The organism is Luethyella okanaganae, assembly GCF_042660285.1.
GTDB lineage: Bacteria > Actinomycetota > Actinomycetes > Actinomycetales > Microbacteriaceae > Luethyella > Luethyella okanaganae.
Genome location: NZ_JBHSTP010000001.1, coordinates 831,928 through 856,305 on the forward strand (window position 1 = coordinate 831,928; position 24,378 = coordinate 856,305).

Consider the following 24,378-nt stretch of genomic DNA (forward strand, 5'->3'; position numbering starts at 1 on the left):
CACTTCTCGAGCGCCGCGTGCTTCTCACATCTTTCGGATGGGGAGGTGAGGGCGGGTTGATCGCCCGGACGACTCGCCGGCTCACCCGAGCGCGGCCACCCATTCCGTGTGGCCGTCTTCGAAGCCCTGTTCCTTCCAGATCGGAACCTGTGCCTTGATCTCGTCGACGAGCGCGGCGCACGCGGCGAAGGCGGTCGCTCTGTGCGCGCTGGCCACAGCGCAGCCGAGGGCGACGTCGCCGATCTGCAGCAGGCCGATGCGGTGCTGCACGGCCACCGCGACCTCGGTGAACCGCTCCGCGACAGTCTCCGCGACGGCCTGCAGGGCGGTCTGCGCGCTCGGGTGGGCGGTGTAGCGCAGCCAGCTCACCGCTTCACCGTTGTCGTGGTCGCGCACGACGCCCTCGAAGGCGACGATCGCGCCCTGGCCGTCTCCGGCGACGACGGCGCGCAGCGTCGCCATGGAGATGGCGCCATCGACGACCTCGGCGATCCGGCAACCGGCGGAATCGGCCTCTGGCTCGTTTCCCGGTTCAGCGGGCATGGTCGCCTCCGTGGATCTGGGCGATGGCGTGGTCGACGAGCTCGCCAAGCAGTTGGAGCCCGTCGCGCACGCCGCCCGACGAGCCCGGCAGGTTCACGAGAAGCGTGGACCCCGCGACCCCGGCTGTGCCGCGGCTGAGCAGCGCGGTGGCGGATGCCGCTGCCCCGCGCCGCCGCAGCTCTTCGCTGAATCCGGGAAGTTCGAGGTCGAGCAGCTCGCGGGTTGCTTCCGGCGTGCGATCCTGGGGAGAGATGCCGGTTCCGCCCGTCGTGACGATGAGCTCCGGTTCGCCGGCCAGCGCATGGCGGAGAGCAGGTCCGAGGTCTGGGCCGTCTGAAACCACACGTGTCTCGGTGCGGAAGCCGCGCGCGACGCACCACGCTGCGATCACCGGCCCTGTCGTGTCCGGATAGACGCCGACGGACGCCCGGGTGGAGACGGTCACGACGACGGCAGAGAGTTCTGCGCCGATCACGTCTGCTCCACATCGTCGAGCGGGCGCGTCCAGTCGGCGCTCTTGCCGCCGCTCTTCTCGAGAACGGCGATGTCGGTTATCGTCGCCGCCTTGTCGACGGCCTTGATCATGTCGTAGAGCGTGAGGGCAGCGACGGACACGGCCGTCATGGCCTCCATCTCAACGCCGGTCGGTCCCGTCGTTCCGACCTCTGCGACGATGCGGATGCGATCCGTTCCAGCCGAGAACTCGATGTCGGCCCCCGTGATGAACAATGGGTGGCAGAGTGGAATCAGGGTCGATGTCTGCTTGGCTGCCATGATGCCGGCGATGCGAGCGAGGGGCAGGGCTTCCCCCTTGGGCAGCTCTCCGGCGAGCAGGAGACCGATGACGTCTGGCCGGGTGACCAGGGTCGCCTGTGCCCGCGCATTTCGCTTGCTCGACGGCTTGTCGCCGACGTCGACCATGTGCGCGGCGCCATCGGCGCGTTCGTGTGTGAGGGCGGCGGCGGGGGGAGCGGGGGTTGTCGCGTCGGTCATCGATCCTCCAGGGTGCATAATGGGTCGCCCGCCCGTGCCGAGCATCGGTCCGAGTTGACGCTGTCGAAACGATACTGCAACACAACGGGTCTGTCTCGGGCTACGGTGTCTGCATGACGACCGTTCTGGGAATGCCGCGTGTGCGCGGTGCTGCCACGTCGATGCCGGCCGGATACGAGCCTCCGTCCGGTCGTCCACCCACGGATGCGCTCGTCGATCGGTTCGGGCGGCGGGCGACGGACCTGCGTGTCTCACTCACCGATCGTTGCAACCTGCGTTGCACGTACTGCATGCCGGCGGAGGGCCTTCCGACCCAGCCAGCCGACGCGCTCATGACCGTGTCGGAGATCCGCCGCCTCGTCGGTCTCGGGGTCTCCAGGCTCGGCGTGCGGCAGGTACGTTTCACAGGAGGGGAGCCGCTGCTGCGGGCCGACCTCGTCGACATCGTCGCGGCCTGCGCCGACCTGCCGGACCGACCGGAGATCTCGCTCACGACCAATGCGATCGGCCTGGCCTCGCGCGCCGAGGCGCTCGCGGTTGCGGGCCTCGACCGGCTGAACATCTCGCTCGACTCCATCCGTCACGACAGTTTCGCCCGGCTCACACGCCGGCCGTTCCTCGACCGCGTGCTTCAGGGCATCGACGCCGCGCGCCATGCTGGGCTCGGCCCGATCAAGATCAACGCCGTGCTGTTGCGCGGCGTGAACGACGACCAAGCTGTCGAGCTCGTCGACTGGGCCCTCGAGCACGGCCACCAGTTGAGGTTCATCGAGCAGATGCCGCTGGATGCCGACCACAGCTGGTCGCGTGACTCGTTTGTGACGGCTGAGGAGACAAGAAGGCGGCTAGCGGAGGTCTATGAGCTCACTCCCGATCGCGCTCCGAGAGATGGCGCGCCGGCGGAATTGTGGCGGTTGCGACGCCGCGGAACCGGTGTGGGGCCGGCCTTCTCCGGAACAGTCGGCATCATCGCATCGGTCACCGAGTCGTTCTGCGGCGACTGTCGACGAACCCGGCTGACGGCGGAGGGCGGAGTGCGCAACTGCCTCTTCACGCACGAGGAGACCGACTTGCTCGGACCGTTGCGTGCGGGAGCCGACGATGAGACGATCGCCAGGCTGTGGCAGGCAGAGATGTGGCGCAAGGCCGCCGGTCATGGCGTCAATCGCCCCGATTTCGTGCAACCGACCCGTAGCATGAGCGCGATCGGCGGATAGGCGGCTCGCCGCCGACGTCCCGACGGCGACTCGAGGTGCGGATGCGTTGAGCGGTGCCAGTGCGGCTACCCTGTGAGCGGGCGGCCGAGGCGCCGGCCTTGACGAACGTGCGCATGAGCGCGAGTGCGGTCGGGGCGAGCGCGATCCGTCCACCGGGGAGCTCGATGATCGATCCGCGCAGCTCGACCATGCCATGGCGTCTCGACTCGGATGACCCGGTTCTGCTCCAGGTATTCGCAGACGAGCCGGATGAGCGCACCCATCCGGTAGCGTTTCGGCTGGATCGGTGTGATCCCGGCCGCGATGAGGGGTGCCGCGGTCACCGGTCCGACGGCTTCGTCGACGTGCAGCAACTCAGGGCATGCGCGCCGTGAGCACGATCGGACCGGACTCGGTGATCGCCACCGTATGCTCCATGTGCGCCCCACGTGAGCCGTCGGCGCTGCGCAGCGTCCACCCGTCGGGGTCCGTGACGACACGGTCGGTCGTCTCGAGAAACCAGGGCTCGATCGCGATCACGAGACCCGGTCTGAGCGGAAGCCCCCGGCCTGGGCGCCCGTTGTTCGGCACGTGGGGGTCGCCGTGCATCGTGCGGCCGACGCCGTGACCGCCGAAGTCCGTGTTGATGGTGTAGCCGTCCGCGAGAGCAACGCCGGCGATCGCCGCAGAGATGTCGCCGATGCGCGCCCCGGGCTGCGCGGCGGCGACTCCTGCGTCCAGGGCATGGGTCGTCGTGTCGATCAGCCGCAGATCCTCGTCGCGCGGCGTGCCGACCACGATCGTGATCGCGGAGTCCGAGACCCAGCCGTCGACGGATGCCGCGAAGTCGAGACTCAGCACGTCGCCGTCGCGGAGCGCGTAGTCGTGCGGCAGGCCGTGCAGCACGGCGTCGTTGACGGAGGTGCAGATGACCTTGCCGAAGGGACTCGCACCGAATGACGGGTGATAGTCGATGTAGCAGGATTCGGCACCGGCGGAGCGGATCAGATCGCGGGCGAGCCGATCGAGCGCGAGCAGGTTCACGCCGACCCCGGCGGCGGCGGCCGTCGCCTCGAGCACGCTCGCCACGAAACGGCCTGCCGGTCTCATCTGCTCGATCTCGGCGGGGGTTCTCAACTCGATCATGGCGTCCTCTCGTCAGGACCATTCTCCCCGTTCTCGACGGCGGAGCGTGTTGGCGTGCGCCTCCAGCGAATGCGCAGCGCTCGCCCAGCCTTCGCGGCTACCCTGGTTCCGTGATCATCCGCAGGGCCTTCTACCACTGGCAGTTCGTCGCCGCGGTCGCCCTTCCCGTATGGATCCTCGTGGGCTGGGGTGTCTTCGGACAGGGCGGTTGGGGCATCCTTGGCCTGCTCCTCGTCTGTCCCGTGGTCTTCGTCACGCTGACGGCCGTGAGCCTTCTCGTCTATGCCCGGCCGACCGTGCGGCGGGAACGCGCCGTCTCCTGGACCGACGTCGCGCTCTTCACGGTCTGGCACGGAGCGGTCATCGGCTTCGGTTTCTTCGGTTCCACGACGACCCTCTTCGCGGTGCTCGGCGTGCTCGCCGCGATCGCCGGATTCTGGATCTCGCTCTGGGAGCTCTTCACCGACGGCGCGCGCAGCATGCGGGTCACCCTCGACGCGTTCGAGCAGGCCGCTATGCCTTCGCAGCCAGCCGCCGGGCCGGGCGTGCCTCGATCCGGCCAGCGTGGTGAACAGCCGGCGGAACCCGCCGGGAGGCCCGGGAGCGGCTCGTTCCCCGGCGACGGCGAGGTGATCGTCATCCGCGAAGCGCGTGAATGAGCGCGTCTTAGCCGTCGCTTTTGCGAGGAGGGACCTGTGCATGGCACAATTGATGATTGTGCTGCGGCACGGTTCTGCCCCCGGGGAGCCGGCAACGCGCCAGACGGTGCGTCCGCAATCGCACATCATTCTTTATTCTTTTCGACAACTAGTCCGTGTTCGACCGGCGGCGGGCACAGAGAGCGAATCATCATGCATATCCTCGACGCGGTCGACGCGGCATCCCTCAAGTCGGACATTCCGGCCTTCCGAGCCGGTGACACCGTCAAGGTGCACGTCAACATCATCGAGGGCACCCGCTCTCGCATCCAGGTGTTCCAGGGCGTCGTCATCGGTCGCTCGGGCGAAGGCGTCCGCGAGACCTTCACGGTCCGCAAGGTCAGCTTCCAGGTCGGCGTCGAGCGCACCTTCCCGGTGCACTCCCCGGTGATCGACCAGATCGAGGTCGTCACCCGCGGTGACGTGCGTCGCGCGAAGCTCTACTACCTTCGCAAGCTGCGCGGCAAGAAGGCCAAGATCAAGGAGAAGCGCGACAGCTAGCCGCGCGCCGATACGAGCTGGACTCCTCCATCGCATACACTGAGTGGGGGAGTTCAGACATTTAATGACAGACAACATGGTCAGCACACGCGCCGGGAGCGCGCGCGGCGACAGACAACGCAAGAAGCGCGGCGCGCTCGTCTTCCTTCGCGACCTCTTGATCATCTTCGTGGTCGCGTTGCTCGTGTCCTTCCTGGTCAAGACGTTCCTCGTCCGCTCCTTCTTCATTCCTTCGGAGTCGATGCGCGAGACCCTGCAGGTCAACGATCGCATCATCGTGAACCAGCTCGAACCCGAGTTCGTCCCGATCTCCCGTGGCGACGTCGTCGTGTTCCGGGACCCGGGCGGATGGCTCGTTCCGCAGCCTGTTCCCGAGCAGAACCCGATCGTGGCGAGCCTGGACTGGCTGCTCTCGCTCGTCGGTCTCTCGGCACCCGACAGCAACGACCACCTCATCAAGCGTGTCATCGGGCTTCCGGGCGACCACGTGGTCTGCTGCAACGCCCTCGGCCAGATGAGTGTCAACGACATCCCGCTCTCCGAACCGTATGTGACCCTGCCGCCAGGCGAGTCCAAGGTCTCCAAAGACGGCTTCGACGTGACGGTTCCCGATGGCTCGCTCTGGGTCATGGGCGACAACCGCTACAACTCGAAGGACTCGCGCTACAACGGTGACGCCCCCGGAAGAGGCTTCGTCCCGATCGGCAACGTCGTCGGCCGGGCTTTCGTAGTGAGCTGGCCGCTCAACCACTGGGCGTGGCTCGGCAACTACCCGGAGGTGTTCCAGGGGGTCGGCAGCGGGTCCGGCGGCTGATGCCCGTCGTCGTTCCGACCCTCGAGGTCGAGCAGGAGCTTTTCGCGAGCGGCACTCGACTGGTGATCGGATGCGACGAGGTCGGCCGGGGTGCTCTCGCCGGCCCCGTGGCGGTGGGAATGGCCGTGATCGACCACACGGTCGCCCGGGTTCCCGACGGCTTGCGCGACTCCAAGCTTCTGAGCGAGCCTCGGCGCGAGGCGATGGCTCCGGTCGCCGAGGCATGGGCTTTGTATTCCGCTGTCGGCATGGCCTCCGCATCGGAGGTCGACGAGCTCGGCATCACCGCCTGCCTCGGTCTCGCGGGCAAGCGCGCTCTGACGGCGTTGCACGAGCTGGGCGTCGAGATCCTCGCCAGCACCGTCGTGCTCGACGGGGCGCACGACTGGCTGAATCCGGCGCTCACGACCAGGCTTCGCGTCGTCACGCGAGTCAAGGCCGACCGTGATTGCGGTTCGGTGGCTGCAGCGTCCGTGATCGCCAAGGTACGCCGTGACCGGCTGATGATCGAGGCGCATGCCGCCGAGCCCGTCTATGGTTGGAGCGGCAACAAGGGCTATGGCAGCGCCGCGCACCTCGCCGCCATCGATGAGCATGGGCCGAGCGGGCTGCACCGGCTCTCCTGGCTCAAGGTCGGAGCCGTCGCCACGGAATCACGGAAGACCCCGTTGGCGTAGGATTGACGCACGATGGATGAAGACGAGTTCGAGGACTACGACCGTGAGGTTGAGCTAGCGCTGTACCGCGAATACCGAGACATCGTGGCGCAGTTCCAATACGTCGTGGAGACCGAGCGGCGGTTCTACCTCGCTAACGAAGTCGAACTCGTGAGGCGTGACACCGAGCACGACTTCTACTTCGAGCTGACGATGAAGGACGTCTGGGTATGGGACGTCTACCGCTCCGATCGTTTCGTCAAGTCCGTGCGCGTGCTCACGTTCAAGGACGTCAACATCGAGGAGCTCGCGACGAAGGAGTTCGAGCTGCCGAAGGAACTCGCGCTCGACGAGTGACCTGTCCGCACTGAGCCCAGTGGAGATGAGCCCAGTGGAGATGAGCCCTGTGGAGACCGGGTTCAGGACGGTTCCGCTGAACCCGCCGATTCGTCGTGGCGGCGACACGAAGAAGTCCGGTCGACGCCGACAGCGCAACGTTAGGAACTTGCCCGCTGTCGCGCTGAGAGCTTGGCTGATGAATTAACGTAGCCGATCGCAATCACCAGCATGATCGCCGTCCCGGCCATGCTGAGAGAACTGACCGGCGGCACGAGCGCCATACTCACAGCCTGCGCAGCAAACCAAACTGCCAGGACGTACCCGGCGAGAGGATATGCGGTCATCCGCCACCACTCGCGAGGTTCATCGGATTCGTTCCCGCCGCGGAAGAATCGCGTGAGCGCATAGATCCCGAGCAATAGCAGTGTTCCAGTCAGGAGATATCCCGCGCCAACATCGATCAGCAACCCTGTGAAGATCCCTGACAACAGTGCTGCGAAATACACGAGGATCACCGATGCGGCCTTGCCGGCCCCGGAGCGTATCACCATCGTCGTAGCTCCTTAGCTCACCACGTAATACCGGTAGTAGTTGCAGTACGTGAAACCGCAGTTGTAATACACGGCCTTGATTCGCTTCTGCTGATAGTGCGCGCTGCTGACGGCATCAACGAGGGCCGACCCCGCGGCACACGAGATGCTCCAGACGTATGGGAGCGGGAGATAGTTGCAGACGGCACCCGTCGTCTGGAGCACGTTCCACATCCGCTCGACATCGGCGCGCGAGAGCCAGTACGTCGTCGTAACGTAGGTGGGGTCAGCAACAACCGGGTATGCGCTGCCCTCGCCGTGTTCAACGATTTGCACGACTGTCTCGCCTTCGATCTCATAGCGCTTCCCGACCGGTTGGTCATTCGCGTCGAGCGCCCATGGCATCGCAAAGACACCGATCGGGAGACCATCTGTCGCGAGAATCTGTGCGCCGCCACCCTCTGCTGCGACGAGCGAGGCTCCGTCAGGAACATCGATGGGTATTCGTAGCGAGTAGGGGGTCACACCCGGTGCCTCGATCACAGCGGTGTCGGCTCCGTCGCCGATAGTAACCGGTTCGCCGCTGTCAGAGCCCTCCACCATGATTCCCGCGCTGGGATCGTTCGGTACCTCGACTGTCACCCCGGTTTCCGACTCGGTACCCGCCGCAGTCGTGCTGTCAGCGAATGCAGCAATCGTCGCCAACGGATCTCCCGTCAGCTCGGCCGCACGTGCCGGCACAGCTCCGCTAGCCAGAATCAGCGCGGCAACTCCGGCCACGATGTACATCGATTTCATGCGCAATTCGCATCTCTCGGTTAACTCGTATTGTTACCGAACCGGTGTCGACAATAGTTCCCACGACCCCGGCAGGGTAACAGTCAACGACCCGGAACCACAACCCATCCACACACCATGGGTCGCCAGGTCCCCAGCTCGCCAAACACGGAGCAAGGGAAAGGTCGTCTGAGTGTGTCAAGCTGGTGCGTCGAGACACGGAGCACGGCTTCTCCTTTCCTTCGAGCTGACGATGAAGGACGTCCGGTGATGGGACGTCTACCGGGCCAATCGTTTCGCGAAGTCGGTGCGCGTGCTCGTCTTCAAAGACGTCAGCGTCGAAGAGCTCGCTACGCGCGAGTTCGAGCTGCCGAAGTCGCGCTCGACGAGTAGCGGTCGTGCTCTCCTGCACCTCACGGCCTTCCACGTGGTTGTGAACAGAACCGGCTAGCATCCCGCCGAACCGGCCTCCTCTCCCGCAGGCTTGCTGCAGGAGGTCGTCGTGGTCGACAGGAATGAGCTGGGACGGCGGGGCGAGACGTTCGCCGTCGAGTATCTGCGCGCGGGTGGCTATCGGGTGATCGATCGCAATTGGCGATGCGAGTCCGGTGAGATCGACATCGTGGCCGAACGCAACGGCGAGACCGCCTTCGTCGAGGTCAAGACGCGGTCGGGTCTCGGATACGGCCATCCGTTCGCGGCGATCTCGCCGGCGAAGCTCGAGCGCATGCGGCGCCTCGCGATGCTGTGGTGCGACGCCTCACCGCGGCCCGTCTCCCGGATCAGGCTCGACGTGATCGGGATCGTCTGGCCAGCCGGATCACCGCCGCGACTCGAACACCTCGAACGGCTCGGCTGATGCGGTTCGGCCGCACCCACGCCGTCGCTCTCATCGGTATGAGCGGCTCGATCGTCGAGGTCGAGGCCGACATCTCGAGCCAGTTGCCCGCGATCGTGCTCATTGGGCTTCCGGACGCCGCGCTCGCCCAGTCCGCCCATCGGGTGCGCGCGGCCGCGAGCAACGCCGGGATCCCGCTCTCGACGCACCGCATCACGGTGAACCTCTCGCCGGCGGCGCTGCCGAAGCATGGATCAGGGTTCGACCTGGCGATCGCCCTCGCCTGCCTGGCAGCGGCCGGAGACATCGCGGCTGAGTCGATCGAGCGTGTCGTGCACATCGGTGAGCTCGGCCTGGACGGGCGGCTTCGGCCGATTCCCGGGGTGTTGCCCGCCGTCGTCGCGGCCCAGCGTGCTGGGCACACGACCGTCATGGTGCCGGCCGGGAGTGTCGCCGAGGCCGAACTCGTCTCTGGGATGCGCGTGGTCGGTGTCGCGAGCCTGCGCGACGCAGCGATCTGGCACGGTGGCGCATTCGATCCGATTCCGGTCGACGCAGTCCCGCCGTCCGATGTGCCGGTGGAGGAGCCGATACTCGGCGAGCACGTCGCAGACCTCGTCGACGTCGTGGGACAGGATGCGGCGGTCCTCGCTCTCCAGGTCGCCGCGGCCGGGGGTCATCACGCCTTCTTGCTCGGACCGCCCGGTGCGGGCAAGACCATGCTCGCCGGCAGGCTTCCCGGGCTCCTGCCCGACCTCGACGAGCGGGCGGCGCTCGAGGTCAGCAGCATCCGTTCTCTCGGCGGCCGAGCAGTCGGCCGAGCCCTCGCGACGAGGCCACCGCTCGAGAGCCCCCATCACACGGCGACGGCCGCCGCCATCATCGGGGGTGGCAGCTCCGTCATCCGGCCGGGAGCCGCCGCTCGCGCGGCGCATGGCGTCTTGTTCCTGGATGAAGCCCCGGAGTTCAGCGCCTCCGTGCTCGACGCGCTGCGTCAGCCCCTCGAATCAGGCGTGATCAGCATCCACCGTGCCAATGCGGTCGCCCACTTTCCCGGCAGATTCCAGTTGCTTCTCGCGGCGAATCCGTGTCCGTGCGGGCAGTACGGGGTCGAGGGCGGTGAGTGCAGTTGCGCCCCGAACGCGCGACGCCGCTATCTCGGGCGGCTCTCGGGGCCGTTGCTCGACCGCATCGACATCCAACTGCGCGTGCAGAGAGTCACTACCGTGCAACTGCGTGCCGCCCTGAGCCTCGGGCGGATGTCGACGGCCGAAGCTCGCGGCCGGGTGGTGAACGCCCGTGCCGCGGCCGCCGCCCGGCTGGCCTCCACGCCATGGCGGCTCAACTCGGAGGTTCCAGGGCGGTGGTTGCGCGGAACCCGGATGCGTCCGGGTTCCGCGGCGATGGCCGGGCTCGACCGGGCGCTCGAACGGGGCGGTATCACGATGCGCGGCTACGACAGGGTGCTGCGCGTCGCCTGGTCGGTGGCCGACCTCGAGGGCGCCTCCGTGCCGACCGGCGACCACATCGGACAGGCGCTCTACCTGAGGAAGGGGATCTAGATGGCGGTGTTCGGGCTCGGCGAGAGTGAGGTCAGCCGCCTGGTGGCACCGCTGCGCATCCCCTCGTGTTCGGATCCGCGCTTGGAACGAGGGGACTCGGAGGCCGTCTCCGACGCAGACCTTTTCGCACGTGCGGCGTGGACGGGGCTCTCCGAGCCGGGAGACCGTAGCGCAGGCGTTCTGACGATGGCGCTCGGAGCGCCGGGTGCCCTGACCGCACTCCTCGAGGGGTGGTCGGCAGAACGGCTGGCACGGGCGGTCGATCCGGCGGCGACCGTCTCGGTCGCCGCGCTGCGGAAAGAGTTCGCCGACGCACTGGCGCGCTGGCGCCCACGAATGGAGCTGCGCGACGTGATCCGATCGCTCGAGGTGGCGGCGCGCCGTGGTTGCCGTCTCGTTACCCCCGCCATGGAGCTGTGGCCGGTCGGCGTCGACGATCTGGGCGCCAACGCCCCCATCGCGCTCTGGTGGCGCGGACGCTCCGCGGCCCTCCACTCGCTCTCCTTCTCGATCGCCCTCGTCGGCGCGAGGGCGGCGACAGGTTACGGCGAGCACGTCGCCATGGAGGCCTCAGCCGGTCTCGTCGACCGCGGCCTCGCGATCGTGTCCGGGGCCGCGTACGGGATCGATGGGATGGCGCATCGGTCGGCCATCGCGAGCGAGGGACACACCATCGCCTTTCTCGCCGGCGGTGTCGATCGCTTCTACCCCCGCGGACATGACGCTCTGCTCGGCAGGATCTGCGAGGTGGGTGCCGTGGTCTCGGAGCTGCCCTGCGGATCGACGCCTACGAAATGGAGATTTCTGCAACGTAACAGGCTCATCGCCGCCTCCAGCCAGGCGACTGTCGTGCTGGAGGCCGGCTGGCGTTCCGGCTCCCTCAACACGGCGGGCCACGCGGCGGCGCTCGGCCGTCCGCTCGGAGCCGTTCCCGGTCCTGTGACCTCGCCGGCGTCCGCGGGATGCCATCGTCTCCTGCGCGAGTACGACGCGCGCTGCGTCTCCAATGCGGCCGAGATGGCCGAGCTCGTGCGTTCGGACGACTCAGGTGCCGGCGGGGGCGCACAGTCACCCGGCGTCCGCCAGACGGGCGAGGAGACGCGTGTCATCGACGCGCTCAGCGCCCGATCTCCGCGGGTGCCCCTCGACATCGCGCAACGCAGCGGACTGTCGACCACGACGGTGCTCGGCACCCTCGGCACGCTCGAACTCGCCGGGATCGTGCGGGAGCGGCACGGGGGATGGGTCAGGGCTTCGCCCGGATAACGTCGATGACGTCGCAGCGACTCGGGCTCCTCACGGCCGAGACGCGCGACGGTGGTGCACCATATCGTTGAGGAACGGTGTCGAGGAGGAGCATGAACGACGAACAGCGCGCAGACCGGGGTCGTCAAGCGGGTCCGGCGCAGATGGGTCAGCATCCTGCGGCCTGTCTCGTCATCGCGCACATCAGCGACACGCATTTCCTCGGCGGCGGGCGCGAGCTCTACGGCCGGGTGGACACCGACATCGGGGTGTGGGCGGCCATGCGGCAGCTCGAGCGTTCCGGGATACGACCGGATGCCTTCGTGTTCACAGGTGACATCGCGGACCGCGGCGAGCCGGACGCGTACCTACGCGTGCGAGACATCGTCGAACCCGTCGCCGAACGCCTCGGTGCTGAGCTCGTGTGGGTCATGGGCAACCACGACGCGCGCGCCGCGTTCCGTTCGGAGCTTTTGCGCGAGACCGGCCGCCAGGATGTCGGGGCTCCCGTCGATCGCATCGTTGAGGTGGGCGGTCTGCGCATCGTCGCCCTCGACACCAGCGTTCCGGGATACCACCATGGTGCTATCGAGCGCTCGCAACTGGAATGGCTTGCCGCCGTGCTCGCGACCCCGGCACCGCTCGGCACCGTCCTGGCCCTTCACCACCCGCCGATCCCCACGCCGCTCGCGGCGATGACGGTCCTCGAACTCGAGCATCAGCACGAACTCGCCGCCGTCGTCGCAGGCAGCGACGTCCGCGCCATTCTCGGCGGGCACCTGCACTATGCGACGACGAGTCTCTTCGCGGGGGTGCCCGTGTCCGTCGCGGCGGCGACGTGCTACACCATGGATCTCAGCGCCCCCTCCCGCGAACTCGTCGGCGTCGACGGTGGCCAGTCGATCAATCTCGTGCACGTCTACGAGGACCGGATCGTGCACTCCGTCGTCCCTCTCGGGGAGGCACCCGTCGCGACTCGTTTCGACGCGGACTTCCTCGCGCGACTCGAGGCGATGACGCCCGAGCTGCGTCGTGAGTCGTTCTCTCGCCAGGTCTCCAGCGGCGACCCCGGTGCCTGAACACAGTGCCAGGGCAGCGAGCCTCCACAAGGATCGCTTCAGATGGCTGATGCTGGAACGGTGAACCTCGACGTCGCCATCGACGACTTCGTGCTCTACCTCACGGCAGAGCGCGGCTTCTCTGCGCATACCGTCAGGGCGTATTATGCCGATCTCGCGCAGCTCGCTGCGTTCGCCGAGAGGCATGGGATCCCGACTGTGGATGCGCTCACCCTCGGAGTTCTTCGCGACTGGCTGTGGTGGGGCACCCGGTCAGGACTCGCACGGGCGACGATAGCCCGTCATTCGGCGTCTGCCCGAAGTTTCACCGCATGGCTCGCACGCACGGGACGGATTCCGGCGGACCCCGGCGCCCGCTTGCGCGCGCCGAAGCCGGGGCGGACCCTGCCCCGGGTCGTCACGAGGACGCAGATGGACGAACTGCTCGAAGGGCTGAGCCTGCGTTGTTCAGAAGGCGACCCGGGCGCTCTTCGCGACCTCGCGGTCATCGAATTGCTCTACGCTGCGGCGCTTCGCGTCTCAGAGCTCGTAGGTCTCGACGTCGACGACCTCGACCTCGACCGTCTCACGGTGCGGGTGACGGGCAAAGGCGCCAAGGAACGCGTTGTCCCGTTCGGAGTTCCTGCTCACTCGGCGATCGTCGACTATCTGCATCGGGCACGGCCTTCGCTGCTCGCCTCCACCGGTCTCGCACCAGGCGCGGATGCCTCACCGCACACGCTGCAACCGGGTGCCCGTGCGCTCTTCGTCGGTGCGCGCCACGGACGCCTCGGAGTGCGAGCGGTCTACCGGCTCGTCTCGGAGCTGCTCGCCGGGATTCCTGGAACCGGCCCGTCGGGACCGCACGCCCTGCGGCACACGGCGGCAACGCACTTGCTCGACGGCGGGGCGGATCTGCGAGCCGTACAGGAACTGCTCGGTCATGCGAGCCTCGGAACCACACAGATCTACACACACGTGTCGACCGAACGGCTCAAGGAGAGCTACCGCACGGCACATCCTCGCGCCTGAGCCCGGGTGCCGGGAATCGTCAGTCCATCGGCAGCAGGATCGCCCGCGGAACCCCGCCGAGATAGAGCAACGGCGAGACGTACCGACCGCGCAGTCGCACACCGAAATGCAGGCAGCCGTCTGCGCAGTGGCCGCCGCTCGCGACCACGCCGATCTGCTGCCCTGCTACCACTCGCTCGCCTTCGCGAACGCTCGCGTCGAGCGGCTCGTACGACGAGAGCAGTTCGCCCGGATGGCTCAGAGAGAGCACGGGACGATCCACGACGGTCCCGGCGAAGAAGACAACGCCGTCGGCGGGTGCGAAGACTGCTGTTCCAGCGGTCGCGGGCAGATCGATACCGCGATGACCCGCCGAGTACAGGGTCTCCGGTGCCTCGAAGGGGCGCACGATCGGATGCGGGGGAGCGAGTGGCCAGAGCCAGGTTCCCGCTCTGGCTCTTGCGCCTGTTTCGCCGGGACTCCCGGAATCCCCGGGGGCGAACGGCTCCGCCGCGCTCGCCGGACCGTTCACGGCGGCCGTGAGCGCGAGCACCGTCAGGGCGAGCGCGAGGGCGCCGCGCATCAGCAGCCCAGCAGAAACCGCTGCCGGCGACGGTGGGCGCGGGGGCAGCGCGGGCGGCCACGTCGGTCGGCGCGCCGATCGACGCCCCGGTGGCCATTCCGGCCGCAGGCCCTTCGGCCGGTCGCCCCCTGTCGTGAGGAGAAGTCGCTTGATGGTCCGACGCATGCGAATATGGTGCACCGAAACCACTCGAGATCCCGCTGGTTCCGGCCGATCTGGGGACGATCGTGCCGGGCGAGGGGCTGTGGTGGACGTGCCTCTGCGCGCCGACATCCTGCTAGACTTCCCCGAGCAGCGCTTCGAGCGCTGACTACGCGTGCCCACTCGGCAGCCACATCCAATCGGTCCCAGTCTCCTCAGAGGCGGGTCGGACGTGCGTCGGGCACCAGGAATGGCAGCCATCCGGCCGTCGTGTCAACCGAGAATAAAAGGAGAACGGCTCATGGCCGTCGTAACGATTCGCCAGCTGCTCGACAGCGGCGTGCACTTCGGGCATCAGACCCGTCGCTGGAACCCGAAGATGAAGCGCTTCATCTTCACCGAGCGTTCCGGCATCTACATCATCGACCTGCAGCAGTCGCTCGCCTTCATCGACAAGGCCTACGACTTCGTCAAGGAGACTGTCGCCCATGGCGGCACCATTCTCTTCGTCGGCACCAAGAAGCAGGCTCAGGAGGCCATCGCGGAGCAGGCTACCCGCGTCGGCCAGCCCTACGTGAACCAGCGTTGGCTCGGTGGTCTGCTGACCAACTTCCAGACGGTCAGCAAGCGTCTCGCCCGCATGAAGGAGCTCGAGGAGCTCGACTTCGAGGACACGGCCAAGAGCGGCTTCACCAAGAAGGAACTCCTCATCAAGAAGCGCGAGCTCGACAAGCTGCACAAGTCGCTCGGCGGTATCCGCAACCTGTCGAAGACGCCGTCGGCGCTCTGGGTCGTCGACACCAAGAAGGAGCACCTCGCCATCGACGAGGCCCGCAAGCTGAGCATCCCTGTCATCGGCATCCTCGACACCAATTGCGACCCCGACGAGGTGCAGTACCCGATCCCTGGCAACGACGACGCCATCCGTTCCGTCGGCCTGCTGACCCGCATCATCGCGGACGCTGCCGCCGAGGGACTCATCCAGCGCCACCAGAGGCCCGAAGAGGGCGCAGAGGTGGAGCCGCTGGCTGCCTGGGAGGCCGAGCTCCTCCAGGCGTCCGAGACCGCAGCAGCCGAGGTCACCCCTGAGCAGTCCTCGGCCGAGACCGAGAAGGTCGCCGACGAGGCCGTCGCTGCCGACGAGGCGGTCTTCGTCGAGGGCGAAGTCGCCGCCGTTGTCGAAGAAGTCGTCGCTGCGGACGCTGCGGCCTCCGCTGACGAGACCAAGTAAGGAACTCCAGGTATGGCTAACTTCAACATCGCAGACCTCAAGGCCCTGCGCGAGCAGCTCGGCACCGGCATGACCGATACCAAGAACGCGCTCGTCGAGGCCGAGGGTGACGTCGAGAAGGCCACAGAGATCCTGCGTCTCAAGGGTGCGAAGGGCAACGCGAAGCGTGCCGACCGCTCTACGAGCGAGGGCCTCATCGCGGTCGCCGAGACCGACGGCGGCGTCACGATGATCGAGCTCGCGTGCGAGACCGACTTCGTCGCGAAGAACGAGAAGTTCGTCGCGCTCGCCGACAGAGTGCTCCAAGCCGTCGCAGCCGCTGGTGCCTCTACCGTCGAGGAGGCCATCGCAGCCCCCGTCGGACCTTCGACAGGCTCAGGGCAGGCGACGGTAGCCGCGCTCATCGACGACCAGGCCGCGACTCTCGGCGAGAAGGTGGAGTTGCGTCGTGTCGCAGCGCTTTCCGGTGATTCCGTCGCGGTCTACCTGCACAAGACGTCGAAGGACCTGCCTCCGCAGATCGGTGTCGTCGTCTCCTACAGCGGCCCGGATGCCGAGACCGCGCGGGCCGTCGCTCAGCACATCGCGATGTTCGACCCGCAGTACCTGACGCGCGACGAGGTTCCGGCCGACATCGTCGAGAAGGAGCGCGAGATCGTCACGGAGATCAGCCGCAACGAGGGCAAGCCGGAGGCCGCTCTGCCCAAGATCGTCGAGGGTCGGCTCACCGCGTTCTTCAAACAGGTCGCACTGCTCGAGCAGGACTATGCCCGCGACAGCAAGGTTCAAGTCAAGAAGGTTCTCGAAGACGCCGGATTGACCGTGACGGGCTTCGCCCGTTTCAAGGCCGGCGCCTAGGCCGTTAGATGAAGGAGTCCGGACCACTCGTGATCCGGACTCCTTTTCTGTGCGTCCCCGCCGAGGGACCCAGTAAGTTCTAGAACAATCGCATCGGAAGGGCTCACACGTCATGATAGAAAGCACGGGGACGTCGAACACAGGCAAGAGGCGCAGGGTCCTTCTCAAGCTCTCCGGCGAGGCGTTCGGCGGGGGATCCCTCGGTGTGAACCCGGACGTCGTCAGCGGTCTCGCCCGCGAGATCGCCGAGGCAGCGCGCAGCGTCGAGGTCGCGATCGTCGTCGGCGGGGGCAACTTCTTCCGCGGCGCGGAACTCTCCCAGCGCGGCATGGACCGGGGTCGAGCCGACTACATGGGCATGCTCGGCACGGTCATGAACGCGCTCGCACTACAGGACTTCCTCGAGCAGGCCGGGGCGGAGACCCGAGTCCAGTCGGCCATCTCCATGACGCAGGTCGCGGAGCCGTACATACCGCGCCGCGCGGAGCGCCACCTCGAGAAGGGACGCGTCGTGATCTTCGGGGCCGGTGCCGGACTGCCATACTTCTCGACGGACACGGTCGCGGCCCAGCGCGCCCTCGAGATCGACGCCGACGTCGTGCTCGTGGCCAAGAACGGCGTCGATGGTGTGTACTCCGACGACCCGCGCACCAACCCCGATGCCCACAAGATCGACCACATCACCTATCAGGAGGCGCTGCAGCGCGGGCTCAAAGTCGTCGACTCCACCGCATTCAGCCTGTGCATGGACAACGGGATGCCGATGCAGGTCTTCGGCATGGAGCCCGGCGGGAACGTTACCGCGGCGATCCTCGGCGCGGGCCTCGGCACCGTGGTGAGCAACTAAGTGCAACTAAGCTTGACTCAACGAACCATGAAGGAGTTGCCGTGATCGCGGATGTCCTGTCCGATGCCTCGAGTCGCATGAGCAAGGCCGTCGAGGTCGCCAAAGACGACTTCGCCAGTGTGCGCACCGGTCGGGCGAACCCGCAGCTGTTCCAGAAGATCATGGTGAACTACTACGGCACTCCGACACCGCTCGCGCAGCTCGCCTCGCTCGCCAACCCGGAGGCTCGTACCCTCGTCGTGACTCCCTACGACAAGAGTGCCCTCAAGGACATCGAACAGGCGATCCGCGACACCCCTAATCTCGGAGCCAACCCGAGCAACGACGGCAACATCGTGCGCGTGACCCTGCCAGAGCTCACCGAAGAACGCCGCAAGGAGTTCGTCAAGATCGTGCGCAGCAAGGCCGAGGATGCGAGGGTGTCCGTCCGTAACATCCGTCGCAAGGCCAAGGACGACCTCGATGCGCTGAAGAGCGAGGTCGGCGACGACGAGGTCGGGCGCGGCGAGAAGGAGCTCGAACAGGTGACCAAGAGCCACGTCGACGCGATCGACGATGCCCTCAAGCGCAAGGAAGCCGAACTCCTCGAGGTCTAGGAGGGCACCGTATGTCGCGTGTTCCGAATGGAGGCCGCCCTGTGCGCAGACGGCCGGCCGGCCGGGTGACCAAAGAAGAGCTCCGCGCCCAGGTCAAGGCGACGAGAGCGGACATCGAGCGCCAGTTCGAGGCGACGAAGGCCCAACTGGACGCGACGACGGAACGCATCGAGGCGCGCACGGGCCGCAATCTCATTCTGGCGGTCCTGATCGGCCTCGTGCTGGGGCTGGTCATGTTGTTCAGCCTCATCGTCGTCAAAGAGATCTTCATGGTCTTCGCCGCTGTCATCGTGGCGTTCACCTCCTTCGAACTGGCCGAGGCGCTGAGCAAGGCCGGTCGCTCCGTTCCGAGGATCCCCACGGTCGCCGCTGCGGTCGCCGTCGTTCCCGCCGCCTACTACTGGGGGGCGAGCGGGCAATGGCTGGCGGTGCTCTCCGGCATCCTGCTGGTGTCGCTCTGGCGGCTCGTCGAGCAGGTCGTTCCCGCTCTTCGCACGGCGGGCGGGCCGCTCCTGCGCGATCTCGGGGCGGGTGGCTTCATTCAGGTCTACGTCACCTTTCTCGCGAGCTTCGCTGTCGTGCTCGTCGGCGAAGACGGCGGTCAGTGGTGGACGCTCGCATTCCTCATCGTGGTGGTGGCGGCGGACACGGGCGCGTACGCGAGTGGCCTGTTGTTCGGCAAGCATCCGATGGCGCCGGTGATCAGCCCGAAGAAGACGTGGGAGGGTCTCGCCGGGGGTGCGCTGGCCTGCCTCGTCGGTGGCGTCCTGCTCGCGATCTTCATGCTGGGGGAGCCATGGTGGTTCGGCGTCGTCTTCGGCGTCGTCATTCTGTCGAGCGCGACACTCGGCGACCTCGCAGAATCCCTCATCAAGCGCGACCTCGGCATCAAGGACATGAGTTCCTGGCTGCCCGGTCACGGTGGATTCCTCGACCGATTGGACTCCATCCTGCCCTCGGCCGCCGCCGCCTACGCGCTTTTCCTCATTTTCGGATAATCGGTTTGGGAGAATGATCTGGTGAGCAATACCTTTCCGCGAGCACACCGTCCGAGACTCGGCTATAGGGTCGAGCAGGTAGAGGACTTCCTGCTGAGGGCACGAGCCGCCTACGATTCGCAGCCTGCGGGCGATGGCGGCCTCACCGCCGACGCGATCCGTCATACCGCGTTCTCGATGCAGAAGGGCGGATACTCGACGCAACACGTCGATGCCGCGATGGAGCGTCTCGAGGACGCATTCGCCGCACGCGAACGGGAACTGGCCTACCAGACCGTGGGCAATCAGGCCTGGTTCCAGGAGGCCCGCTCCACTGCGCAGGTGATCCTCAACCGTCTCAGCAGGCCGAACGGTCATCGCTTCGACCGCACGAACGTGCTGACGGTGGGATACAGTACGGTCGACGTCGACGGTTTTGCCGCGAAGCTCTCCAAGTATTTTCAGGACAGTCTGCCCCTCACGGTCGACGATGTCCGCACGACCGTCTTTCGGCCCCAGCGGGGCGGCTACCGGGAAGCGCAGGTCGATCTCGTTCTCGACAGCGTCGTCGACGTGATGCTCGCAGTTCGCTGATCCGGTGCGTCGTTACCTGGCCGTTACCGTGCTTATCCGCTATCATCGTTGAATCGTGGGTAGGCATTCGGGCGTCGTGACGCCCCATTCGACCGCAGCAGCGGCAGGGGCTCGGCGACCCTTCACCAGCGTGCCCGTACCGAGCGGAACGGTTCCGAGCGGGTGGGCCTCGAGAGGCCATGCGATGGAGCGGTCAGTCTTGCGCAGCAAGGCGTCTCTGTTTCTCTTCGCATTCACGGCGGCCGTCGCCTTTGTCTTGGTGAACGTCGTCGACCCGTATTCGGGTGCGACCGCTTCGCCTTACTTCTACGCCGCCGGAGACCGGTTTGGTGGCGAGTCCGTCCAGACCGTCGATGTGGCCGGCTCGTTCGAGCATGTCGTCGTGCGAGACGGCTACACCGTTATCGAGAAGCCCAAACCTGTCGCGCCGTCGGTCTCCACTGCCGCAGGCAGCGGATCCTTGAGCGGATGGGCTCCCCCCGCTGTCGCTCCCGATCCGGGCTCTGCGCAGGCCTACGCCTTCGGTGCCGTTGTGTCGCGCGGATGGGGCACCACCGAGTTCGACTGCCTCGTCTCGCTGTGGTCCAAGGAGTCCGGATGGCGGGTGAACGCGTACAACGCCTCGAGTGGTGCCTACGGCATCCCACAGGCGCTTCCCGGTTCGAAGATGGCGACGGCGGGAGCTGATTGGGAGACCAGCGCGGCCACCCAGATCGAGTGGGGCCTCGGCTACGTATCGGGTCGCTATGGCACTCCGTGCGGCGCCTGGGCCCATTCGCAGGACGCCGGCTGGTACTGAGCACTGAGCGCGCCATGTCGGCGCGCGTGCATAGACTGATCGTATGCCACGAAGCAACCGCCCCCGCGGTCGAACGCCCGGTCGGAGCGACGAGGGCGCGAGCGATCTGAGCCGGGTCCTCGCCGGGTGGAAGCGCACTGAGGCGAAGCGCGACGGACTGTGGCACATACAGCCGGTCGCCGCCCTCCAAGCCGTCAAGAGCTATGTCTGCCCCGGTTGCGGCCTCGACATCGACCCGGGTGTCGCGCACCTCGTGACGTGGCGGGCAGACGGAGTCATGGGCGACGGCGCAGACATCACCGCCAGACGTCACTGGCACTCGCATTGCTGGAAGATCGCATGAGCGCAGGGGGAGCTGTGGGCGAGGAGACCGTCGAGATCCGGGGCGGCGTGGAGCTTCCTGCCCTTAGAGAGCACATCGAACTCCGCACAGACGACGGCCTCATCCTCGTCGGTGAGCTCGCGGTTCCTGCGGACCGTCGCCCGGTCGCGACGCTCGTCACGTTGCATCCGCTACCGACGCACGGCGGATTCATGGATTCGCACATTCTGCGCAAGGCGGCCGCTCGGCTCCCCGAACTCGCCGATCTGGCCGTGCTGCGCTTCAACACGCGCGGCACGACCTCGCCGCGCGGAACGAGCGAGGGATCGTTCGGCGACGGCGTGGCCGAACGGGCGGACGTCGCCGCGGCCATGGCGTTCGTGGCCGAACGCGGCCTGCCGCATCCATGGCTCGTCGGCTGGTCGTTCGGAACCGAACTTGCGGTCAAATACGGGCTTGAGCATCCGATCGACGGGGCGATCCTGCTCTCGCCGCCGTTGCATCGTGCGAGCGACATCGAACTCGCGAGATGGGCGCACAGTGGCAAACGCCTGATCGCGCTCATCCCCGAGCACGACGACTATCTGCGCCCCGACGAGGCGCGGGAGCGGTTCGCCGTGGTTCCGGACGCCATCCTCATCGCCGTGGACGGCGGAAAGCACCTCTGGGTGGGCGAAAACCAGACCCGTCGGGTGCTCGACGAGATCGTCGCCGTCGTGAACCCAGCGGCGTCGCCGCTCCCTATGGAGTGGACCGGACCGCCTGCCTAGAGCTCGTTCTGCCGGGGGATGACGACCTGTTTGATGATGAGCAGGATCGAGGCGGCGACCGGGATCGCGATGAGCGCTCCCAGGATTCCTAGGAGCGAGCCGCCCGCCAGGGCCGCGATCACGACGACGGAGGCCGGCACCGACACCGCTCGGTTCATGATGCGCGGACTCAGCACGTATGCCTCCACCTGCATGTAGATGATGTAGTAGATCGCCGCGACGAGCGCGGTCAGTGGCGAGCTGATCACGGGGATCAGGCAGATCAGGACGATGAGTATGGAACCCGAGATGGTTCCCACGAGCGGAATCAGCGAGAACAGGAAGGCGAAGAGCGCCAGAACGGCCGGGAACGGCGCCTGGATGATGCTGAGGAAGATGAAGCTCAGCACTCCGTTCACGAAGGCGAGCGATACCTGGCCCACGACGTAGCGCCCGACGGACTCCGTGATCTGCTCGCTGATATCACTGAAGCGCTCTCGCTTCGACGCGGGCACGAGCTGGTACAGAGCGCGCTTCGTGGACGGCAGACTCGCCGCGAAGTACAGCGTGAGGATCAGGACGATGATCACGCCGAAGATGCCGGAGGCGAACTTCACCGCGAAGTCCAGCACGCCGCCTGCCGCCGCGAGCACCTTGACGGGGTCGCTGACGAAATCATTGATGAACTTGGTGACGGTGTTCACGACTTCTTGCACATTGATCGCGGGAATCACGGCCTGGATGTTGTCGACGAGCGCGCCGGTCACCACGAGCTGGGTGATGCCGGGAATCTGATCGATCAGCTGTTGCGCCTGTGCCGCGATCACCGGAACGATCGCGAAGACCAGACCGGTGACGGCGCCGACCACCACGCAGAGCACGGTGAGGATGGCGGCCCACCGAGGAAACTTGTGCCGCTCCAGGAAAGCGATTGCCGGGTCGAGGCCGAGTGCGAGGAAGAGCGCCGCACCGATGTACGTGAGGATCGTCGACAGTTGCGTGATGGAGAGCAGTATGAGCAGACCGAGTCCGACGCCGAGCGTACCGACGAGCCCGACGCGGAACGCATTCTGGATCTTCACTGACGACCTTCCCCTCGATGGTGCGACGAGTTGCGCGGACTACTTCCCGGTGTCGGCAGCCACGTTCTCGGCTTGCTTGAGCACACCACGCAGACTCTCGAAGTAGCCGGCGACCGCGTCGCGCTCAATCCTAATCTGGGAGAGCCGGTCTTCTGCATCGGCGACGAGCGCGTGTGTGCGTTCCTCGGCCTCGGCGATGAGTTCTTTCGAGCGTGCCTCGGCCTGGGCGACTTTCGCCGCCGAGTCGTCTTCGGCCCGGGCGATGAGCGCCTTCGCCTCCGCTCTAGCCCCGCCGTCGAGGCGTTCGGCTTCTGCGCGGTTCTCCGTGGTGCGAGCGATCGCCTCCGTGAGCTGAGCGTTCGCCTCGTCGAGGTATTTCTGGGTTTGAGCGACGGCCTCCTGGTGACGGGTGAGATGCTCTTGCTCAGCCTCATCGCGTCGTGCCTTAAGCTCGACATCGAGGTCGATGCGCGCCTGCTCCGTCTCTCTACGGAGCTTGCGCACCTCGTGATCGGCCTTCTTGCGCATCGCGCTCAGCTGGTTGTCGAGGTCGATGCGCGCCTGCTCGCTCTCGGCGTCGAAGTCTGCACGGGCCTGCTCGTGCTCGAGTGCCAGGTCCGCGCGCGCCTGCTCGCTCTCCGCGTCGTGCCGTGCGCGGGCGCGCTCGAGCTCGTGACCGAGCCTCAGCCGGCCGGCCTCGATCTCACGCGACAGGTCTGTCTTGGCCTGCTCCCGCTCGACGGCGAGGTCCGCGCGGGCCTGCTCGATCTCGCGGGCGAGATCCGTGCGGGACTGTTCGAGCTCGTCGGCGAGGTCTGCGCGCGCTTCGGCCGTCTCGGCGGCGATCGCCTGACGTGCCTCGGCGGTCTCACGCTCAAGGTCGAGCCTGGCCTGCTCGGTCTCGCGAGCGAGGTCTATCCTGATCTGCTCGGTCTCGCGAGCGAGGTCGGCACGGGCCTGGTCGAGTTCCAGAGCGACCTCTGCACGGGTCTGCTCCGTCTCCTGGGCGAGGCCAGCGGCTGCTTCACGGGCCTCCGACGCCTCGCGATTCGCGACGGCACGCACCTCCGCCGCCTCCCGCTCCGCCTCGGCGCGGACGGCGGCTGTCTCACGTTTGGCCGTCGCGCGCAGTTCGGCGGCCTCGGTCGCGACGGCTCCGCGGATCGCCGCGGCGTCTCGCAGCGCGTCCTGGCTGAGCAGCTCATGCTCGTCCCGCACGCGGGCGACCAGGTCGTCCGCCTCGATGCGGGCGTCCTCGAGGATGCGTGCGGCCCGTGCCCGCGCCTCTGCGACGGCGCGCTCCGCGAGCTCCATGGCGTCCTTGCGCAGCTTCTCCACCTCACCGCCCGCCGAGTTGCGCAGCTTCTCGGCGTCGATGTCCGCCTGGGCGATGAGCCTCGTCGACTGCTCTTCCGCGACGCGCAGCGTGTTCTCGAGCTTGGTCCCGAGGCCGGAGAAGGTGGGACTGCCGACTTCCTCGAGCTCGGCGTTGAGCTCGTCGATCCGGGCGCCCAGCCGCTTGATCTCCTTGGCGGATTCCGTCGACTGCGCATTCGCTTTGATCAGATCACGGCGCAGGCCCTGGATGGCCTTGTCGACCTCATCCTTGTCGTACCCGCGGAATACCTGGGTGAAGTCTGCTTCGTCGGTGGCCACGTTCTCTCCTTGTCACGGTCCGCAGGCTGGGGGAGG

The 24,378-nt window shown here is 66.9% G+C and carries 29 protein-coding genes and 1 pseudogene; 21 read left to right on the top strand and 9 right to left on the bottom strand.

From position 1 onward, the window contains the following. Nucleotides 1-81 precede the first annotated feature (81 nt). From ACFQB0_RS03830 to moaC, 3 genes are read right to left on the bottom strand one after another with little or no spacing between them, the layout of a single operon-like run. Nucleotides 82-543: a molybdenum cofactor biosynthesis protein MoaE gene (locus tag ACFQB0_RS03830; RefSeq protein WP_386727772.1), complete on the bottom strand. Its 462-nt coding sequence runs from the start codon at nt 541-543 to the stop codon at nt 82-84. After that, entirely contained in the window at nt 533-1,018 is a 486-nt protein-coding gene (locus tag ACFQB0_RS03835; protein ID WP_386727775.1) for a MogA/MoaB family molybdenum cofactor biosynthesis protein, read from the bottom strand. The genes ACFQB0_RS03830 and ACFQB0_RS03835 overlap by 11 nt, the downstream gene beginning before the upstream one ends. Beyond that, complete coding sequence (gene moaC, locus ACFQB0_RS03840; protein ID WP_386727778.1) at nt 1,015-1,536, bottom strand: cyclic pyranopterin monophosphate synthase MoaC; 522 nt, start codon at nt 1,534-1,536, stop codon at nt 1,015-1,017. The genes ACFQB0_RS03835 and moaC overlap by 4 nt, the downstream gene beginning before the upstream one ends. 113 nt (nt 1,537-1,649) lie before the next feature. Between moaC and moaA the strand changes: the two genes are divergently transcribed. Then, nucleotides 1,650-2,753, top strand: a complete 1,104-nt coding sequence (moaA, locus tag ACFQB0_RS03845) for a GTP 3',8-cyclase MoaA (protein WP_386727781.1) — start codon at nt 1,650-1,652, stop codon at nt 2,751-2,753. 354 nt (nt 2,754-3,107) lie between these two features. Here the strand turns inward: moaA and map are convergent, their stop codons facing one another. After that, nucleotides 3,108-3,878 carry a type I methionyl aminopeptidase gene (gene map, locus ACFQB0_RS03850; RefSeq protein WP_386727783.1) on the bottom strand — a complete coding sequence of 257 codons (771 nt, stop codon included), beginning with the start codon at nt 3,876-3,878 and terminating at the stop codon, nt 3,108-3,110. A gap of 110 nt (nt 3,879-3,988) precedes the next feature. Between map and ACFQB0_RS03855 the strand changes: the two genes are divergently transcribed. From ACFQB0_RS03855 to ACFQB0_RS03875, 5 genes are all read left to right on the top strand, one after another. After that, nucleotides 3,989-4,537 (top strand): hypothetical protein, encoded by a 549-nt coding sequence (locus ACFQB0_RS03855; protein WP_386727786.1) that lies wholly within the window; start codon nt 3,989-3,991, stop codon nt 4,535-4,537. A gap of 192 nt (nt 4,538-4,729) precedes the next feature. Beyond that, nucleotides 4,730-5,077, top strand: a complete 348-nt coding sequence (gene rplS, locus ACFQB0_RS03860) for a 50S ribosomal protein L19 (RefSeq protein ID WP_386727787.1) — start codon at nt 4,730-4,732, stop codon at nt 5,075-5,077. 64 nt (nt 5,078-5,141) lie between these two features. Next, entirely contained in the window at nt 5,142-5,891 is a 750-nt protein-coding gene (gene lepB, locus ACFQB0_RS03865) for a signal peptidase I (RefSeq protein ID WP_386727790.1), read from the top strand. Beyond that, nucleotides 5,891-6,568, top strand: a complete 678-nt coding sequence (locus ACFQB0_RS03870; RefSeq protein ID WP_386727793.1) for a ribonuclease HII — start codon at nt 5,891-5,893, stop codon at nt 6,566-6,568. Before lepB ends, ACFQB0_RS03870 begins: the two co-directional genes overlap by 1 nt. Before the next feature lie 12 nt (nt 6,569-6,580). Continuing rightward, the gene (locus ACFQB0_RS03875; RefSeq protein WP_386727796.1) at nt 6,581-6,904 is read left to right on the top strand and encodes a DUF2469 family protein; all 324 of its coding nucleotides are present in this window, start codon (nt 6,581-6,583) and stop codon (nt 6,902-6,904) included. 140 nt (nt 6,905-7,044) lie between these two features. On the opposite strand, the gene ACFQB0_RS03880 is transcribed toward ACFQB0_RS03875, so the two are convergent. Both ACFQB0_RS03880 and ACFQB0_RS03885 read right to left on the bottom strand, forming a co-directional pair. Further along, a complete protein-coding gene (locus tag ACFQB0_RS03880; RefSeq protein WP_386727798.1) occupies nt 7,045-7,437 on the bottom strand; it encodes a hypothetical protein in 393 nt (130 codons plus the stop codon). 12 nt (nt 7,438-7,449) lie between these two features. Next, nucleotides 7,450-8,205, bottom strand: coding sequence for a hypothetical protein (locus ACFQB0_RS03885; RefSeq protein WP_386727801.1), 756 nt, complete (start codon nt 8,203-8,205; stop codon nt 7,450-7,452). A gap of 185 nt (nt 8,206-8,390) precedes the next feature. Between ACFQB0_RS03885 and ACFQB0_RS03890 the strand changes: the two are divergent. The 6 genes and pseudogenes from ACFQB0_RS03890 to ACFQB0_RS03915 all read left to right on the top strand — a co-directional run. Beyond that, a pseudogene (locus ACFQB0_RS03890) lies at nt 8,391-8,644 on the top strand (DUF2469 family protein); the annotation flags it as partial. A gap of 51 nt (nt 8,645-8,695) precedes the next feature. After that, nucleotides 8,696-9,052, top strand: a complete 357-nt coding sequence (locus ACFQB0_RS03895; RefSeq protein ID WP_386727804.1) for a YraN family protein — start codon at nt 8,696-8,698, stop codon at nt 9,050-9,052. After that, nucleotides 9,052-10,593, top strand: coding sequence for a YifB family Mg chelatase-like AAA ATPase (locus ACFQB0_RS03900; protein WP_386727807.1), 1,542 nt, complete (start codon nt 9,052-9,054; stop codon nt 10,591-10,593). Before ACFQB0_RS03895 ends, ACFQB0_RS03900 begins: the two co-directional genes overlap by 1 nt. Further along, complete coding sequence (gene dprA / locus ACFQB0_RS03905) at nt 10,594-11,859, top strand: DNA-processing protein DprA (RefSeq protein WP_386727809.1); 1,266 nt, start codon at nt 10,594-10,596, stop codon at nt 11,857-11,859. Nucleotides 11,860-11,951: 92 nt separating this feature from the next. Next, nucleotides 11,952-12,917: a phosphodiesterase gene (locus ACFQB0_RS03910; RefSeq protein WP_386727812.1), complete on the top strand. Its 966-nt coding sequence runs from the start codon at nt 11,952-11,954 to the stop codon at nt 12,915-12,917. Nucleotides 12,918-12,959: 42 nt separating this feature from the next. Further along, nucleotides 12,960-13,928, top strand: a complete 969-nt coding sequence (locus tag ACFQB0_RS03915) for a tyrosine recombinase XerC (RefSeq protein WP_386727815.1) — start codon at nt 12,960-12,962, stop codon at nt 13,926-13,928. A gap of 19 nt (nt 13,929-13,947) precedes the next feature. On the opposite strand, the gene ACFQB0_RS03920 is transcribed toward ACFQB0_RS03915, so the two are convergent. After that, nucleotides 13,948-14,655, bottom strand: a complete 708-nt coding sequence (locus tag ACFQB0_RS03920) for a M23 family metallopeptidase (RefSeq protein ID WP_386727818.1) — start codon at nt 14,653-14,655, stop codon at nt 13,948-13,950. A 277-nt stretch (nt 14,656-14,932) separates the two neighbouring features. Between ACFQB0_RS03920 and rpsB the strand changes: the two genes are divergently transcribed. From rpsB to ACFQB0_RS03965, 9 genes are all read left to right on the top strand, one after another. Further along, the gene (gene rpsB / locus ACFQB0_RS03925) at nt 14,933-15,862 is read left to right on the top strand and encodes a 30S ribosomal protein S2 (protein ID WP_386727820.1); all 930 of its coding nucleotides are present in this window, start codon (nt 14,933-14,935) and stop codon (nt 15,860-15,862) included. A gap of 12 nt (nt 15,863-15,874) precedes the next feature. Then, on the top strand, nt 15,875-16,720 hold the full coding sequence (gene tsf, locus ACFQB0_RS03930) for a translation elongation factor Ts (protein WP_386727823.1): 846 nt from the start codon (nt 15,875-15,877) through the stop codon (nt 16,718-16,720). 112 nt (nt 16,721-16,832) lie between these two features. Next, complete coding sequence (gene pyrH / locus ACFQB0_RS03935; RefSeq protein ID WP_386727826.1) at nt 16,833-17,567, top strand: UMP kinase; 735 nt, start codon at nt 16,833-16,835, stop codon at nt 17,565-17,567. A gap of 41 nt (nt 17,568-17,608) precedes the next feature. Further along, nucleotides 17,609-18,163, top strand: coding sequence for a ribosome recycling factor (frr, locus tag ACFQB0_RS03940; protein ID WP_386727829.1), 555 nt, complete (start codon nt 17,609-17,611; stop codon nt 18,161-18,163). A gap of 11 nt (nt 18,164-18,174) precedes the next feature. Next, nucleotides 18,175-19,161, top strand: a complete 987-nt coding sequence (locus tag ACFQB0_RS03945; protein ID WP_386727832.1) for a phosphatidate cytidylyltransferase — start codon at nt 18,175-18,177, stop codon at nt 19,159-19,161. Between the two features lie 21 nt (nt 19,162-19,182). Next, entirely contained in the window at nt 19,183-19,734 is a 552-nt protein-coding gene (locus ACFQB0_RS03950; protein WP_386727834.1) for a DivIVA domain-containing protein, read from the top strand. Nucleotides 19,735-19,918: 184 nt separating this feature from the next. Continuing rightward, complete coding sequence (locus ACFQB0_RS03955; RefSeq protein ID WP_386727836.1) at nt 19,919-20,533, top strand: aggregation-promoting factor C-terminal-like domain-containing protein; 615 nt, start codon at nt 19,919-19,921, stop codon at nt 20,531-20,533. Nucleotides 20,534-20,576: 43 nt separating this feature from the next. Then, nucleotides 20,577-20,876, top strand: a complete 300-nt coding sequence (locus ACFQB0_RS03960) for a hypothetical protein (protein ID WP_386727839.1) — start codon at nt 20,577-20,579, stop codon at nt 20,874-20,876. Further along, nucleotides 20,873-21,625, top strand: a complete 753-nt coding sequence (locus ACFQB0_RS03965) for an alpha/beta hydrolase (protein ID WP_386727841.1) — start codon at nt 20,873-20,875, stop codon at nt 21,623-21,625. The genes ACFQB0_RS03960 and ACFQB0_RS03965 overlap by 4 nt, the downstream gene beginning before the upstream one ends. Here the strand turns inward: ACFQB0_RS03965 and ACFQB0_RS03970 are convergent. Then, complete coding sequence (locus ACFQB0_RS03970; protein ID WP_386727843.1) at nt 21,622-22,686, bottom strand: AI-2E family transporter; 1,065 nt, start codon at nt 22,684-22,686, stop codon at nt 21,622-21,624. The genes ACFQB0_RS03965 and ACFQB0_RS03970 overlap by 4 nt on opposite strands. A gap of 39 nt (nt 22,687-22,725) precedes the next feature. Continuing rightward, on the bottom strand, nt 22,726-24,342 hold the full coding sequence (locus ACFQB0_RS03975) for a hypothetical protein (protein WP_386727846.1): 1,617 nt from the start codon (nt 24,340-24,342) through the stop codon (nt 22,726-22,728). Nucleotides 24,343-24,378 lie beyond the last annotated feature (36 nt).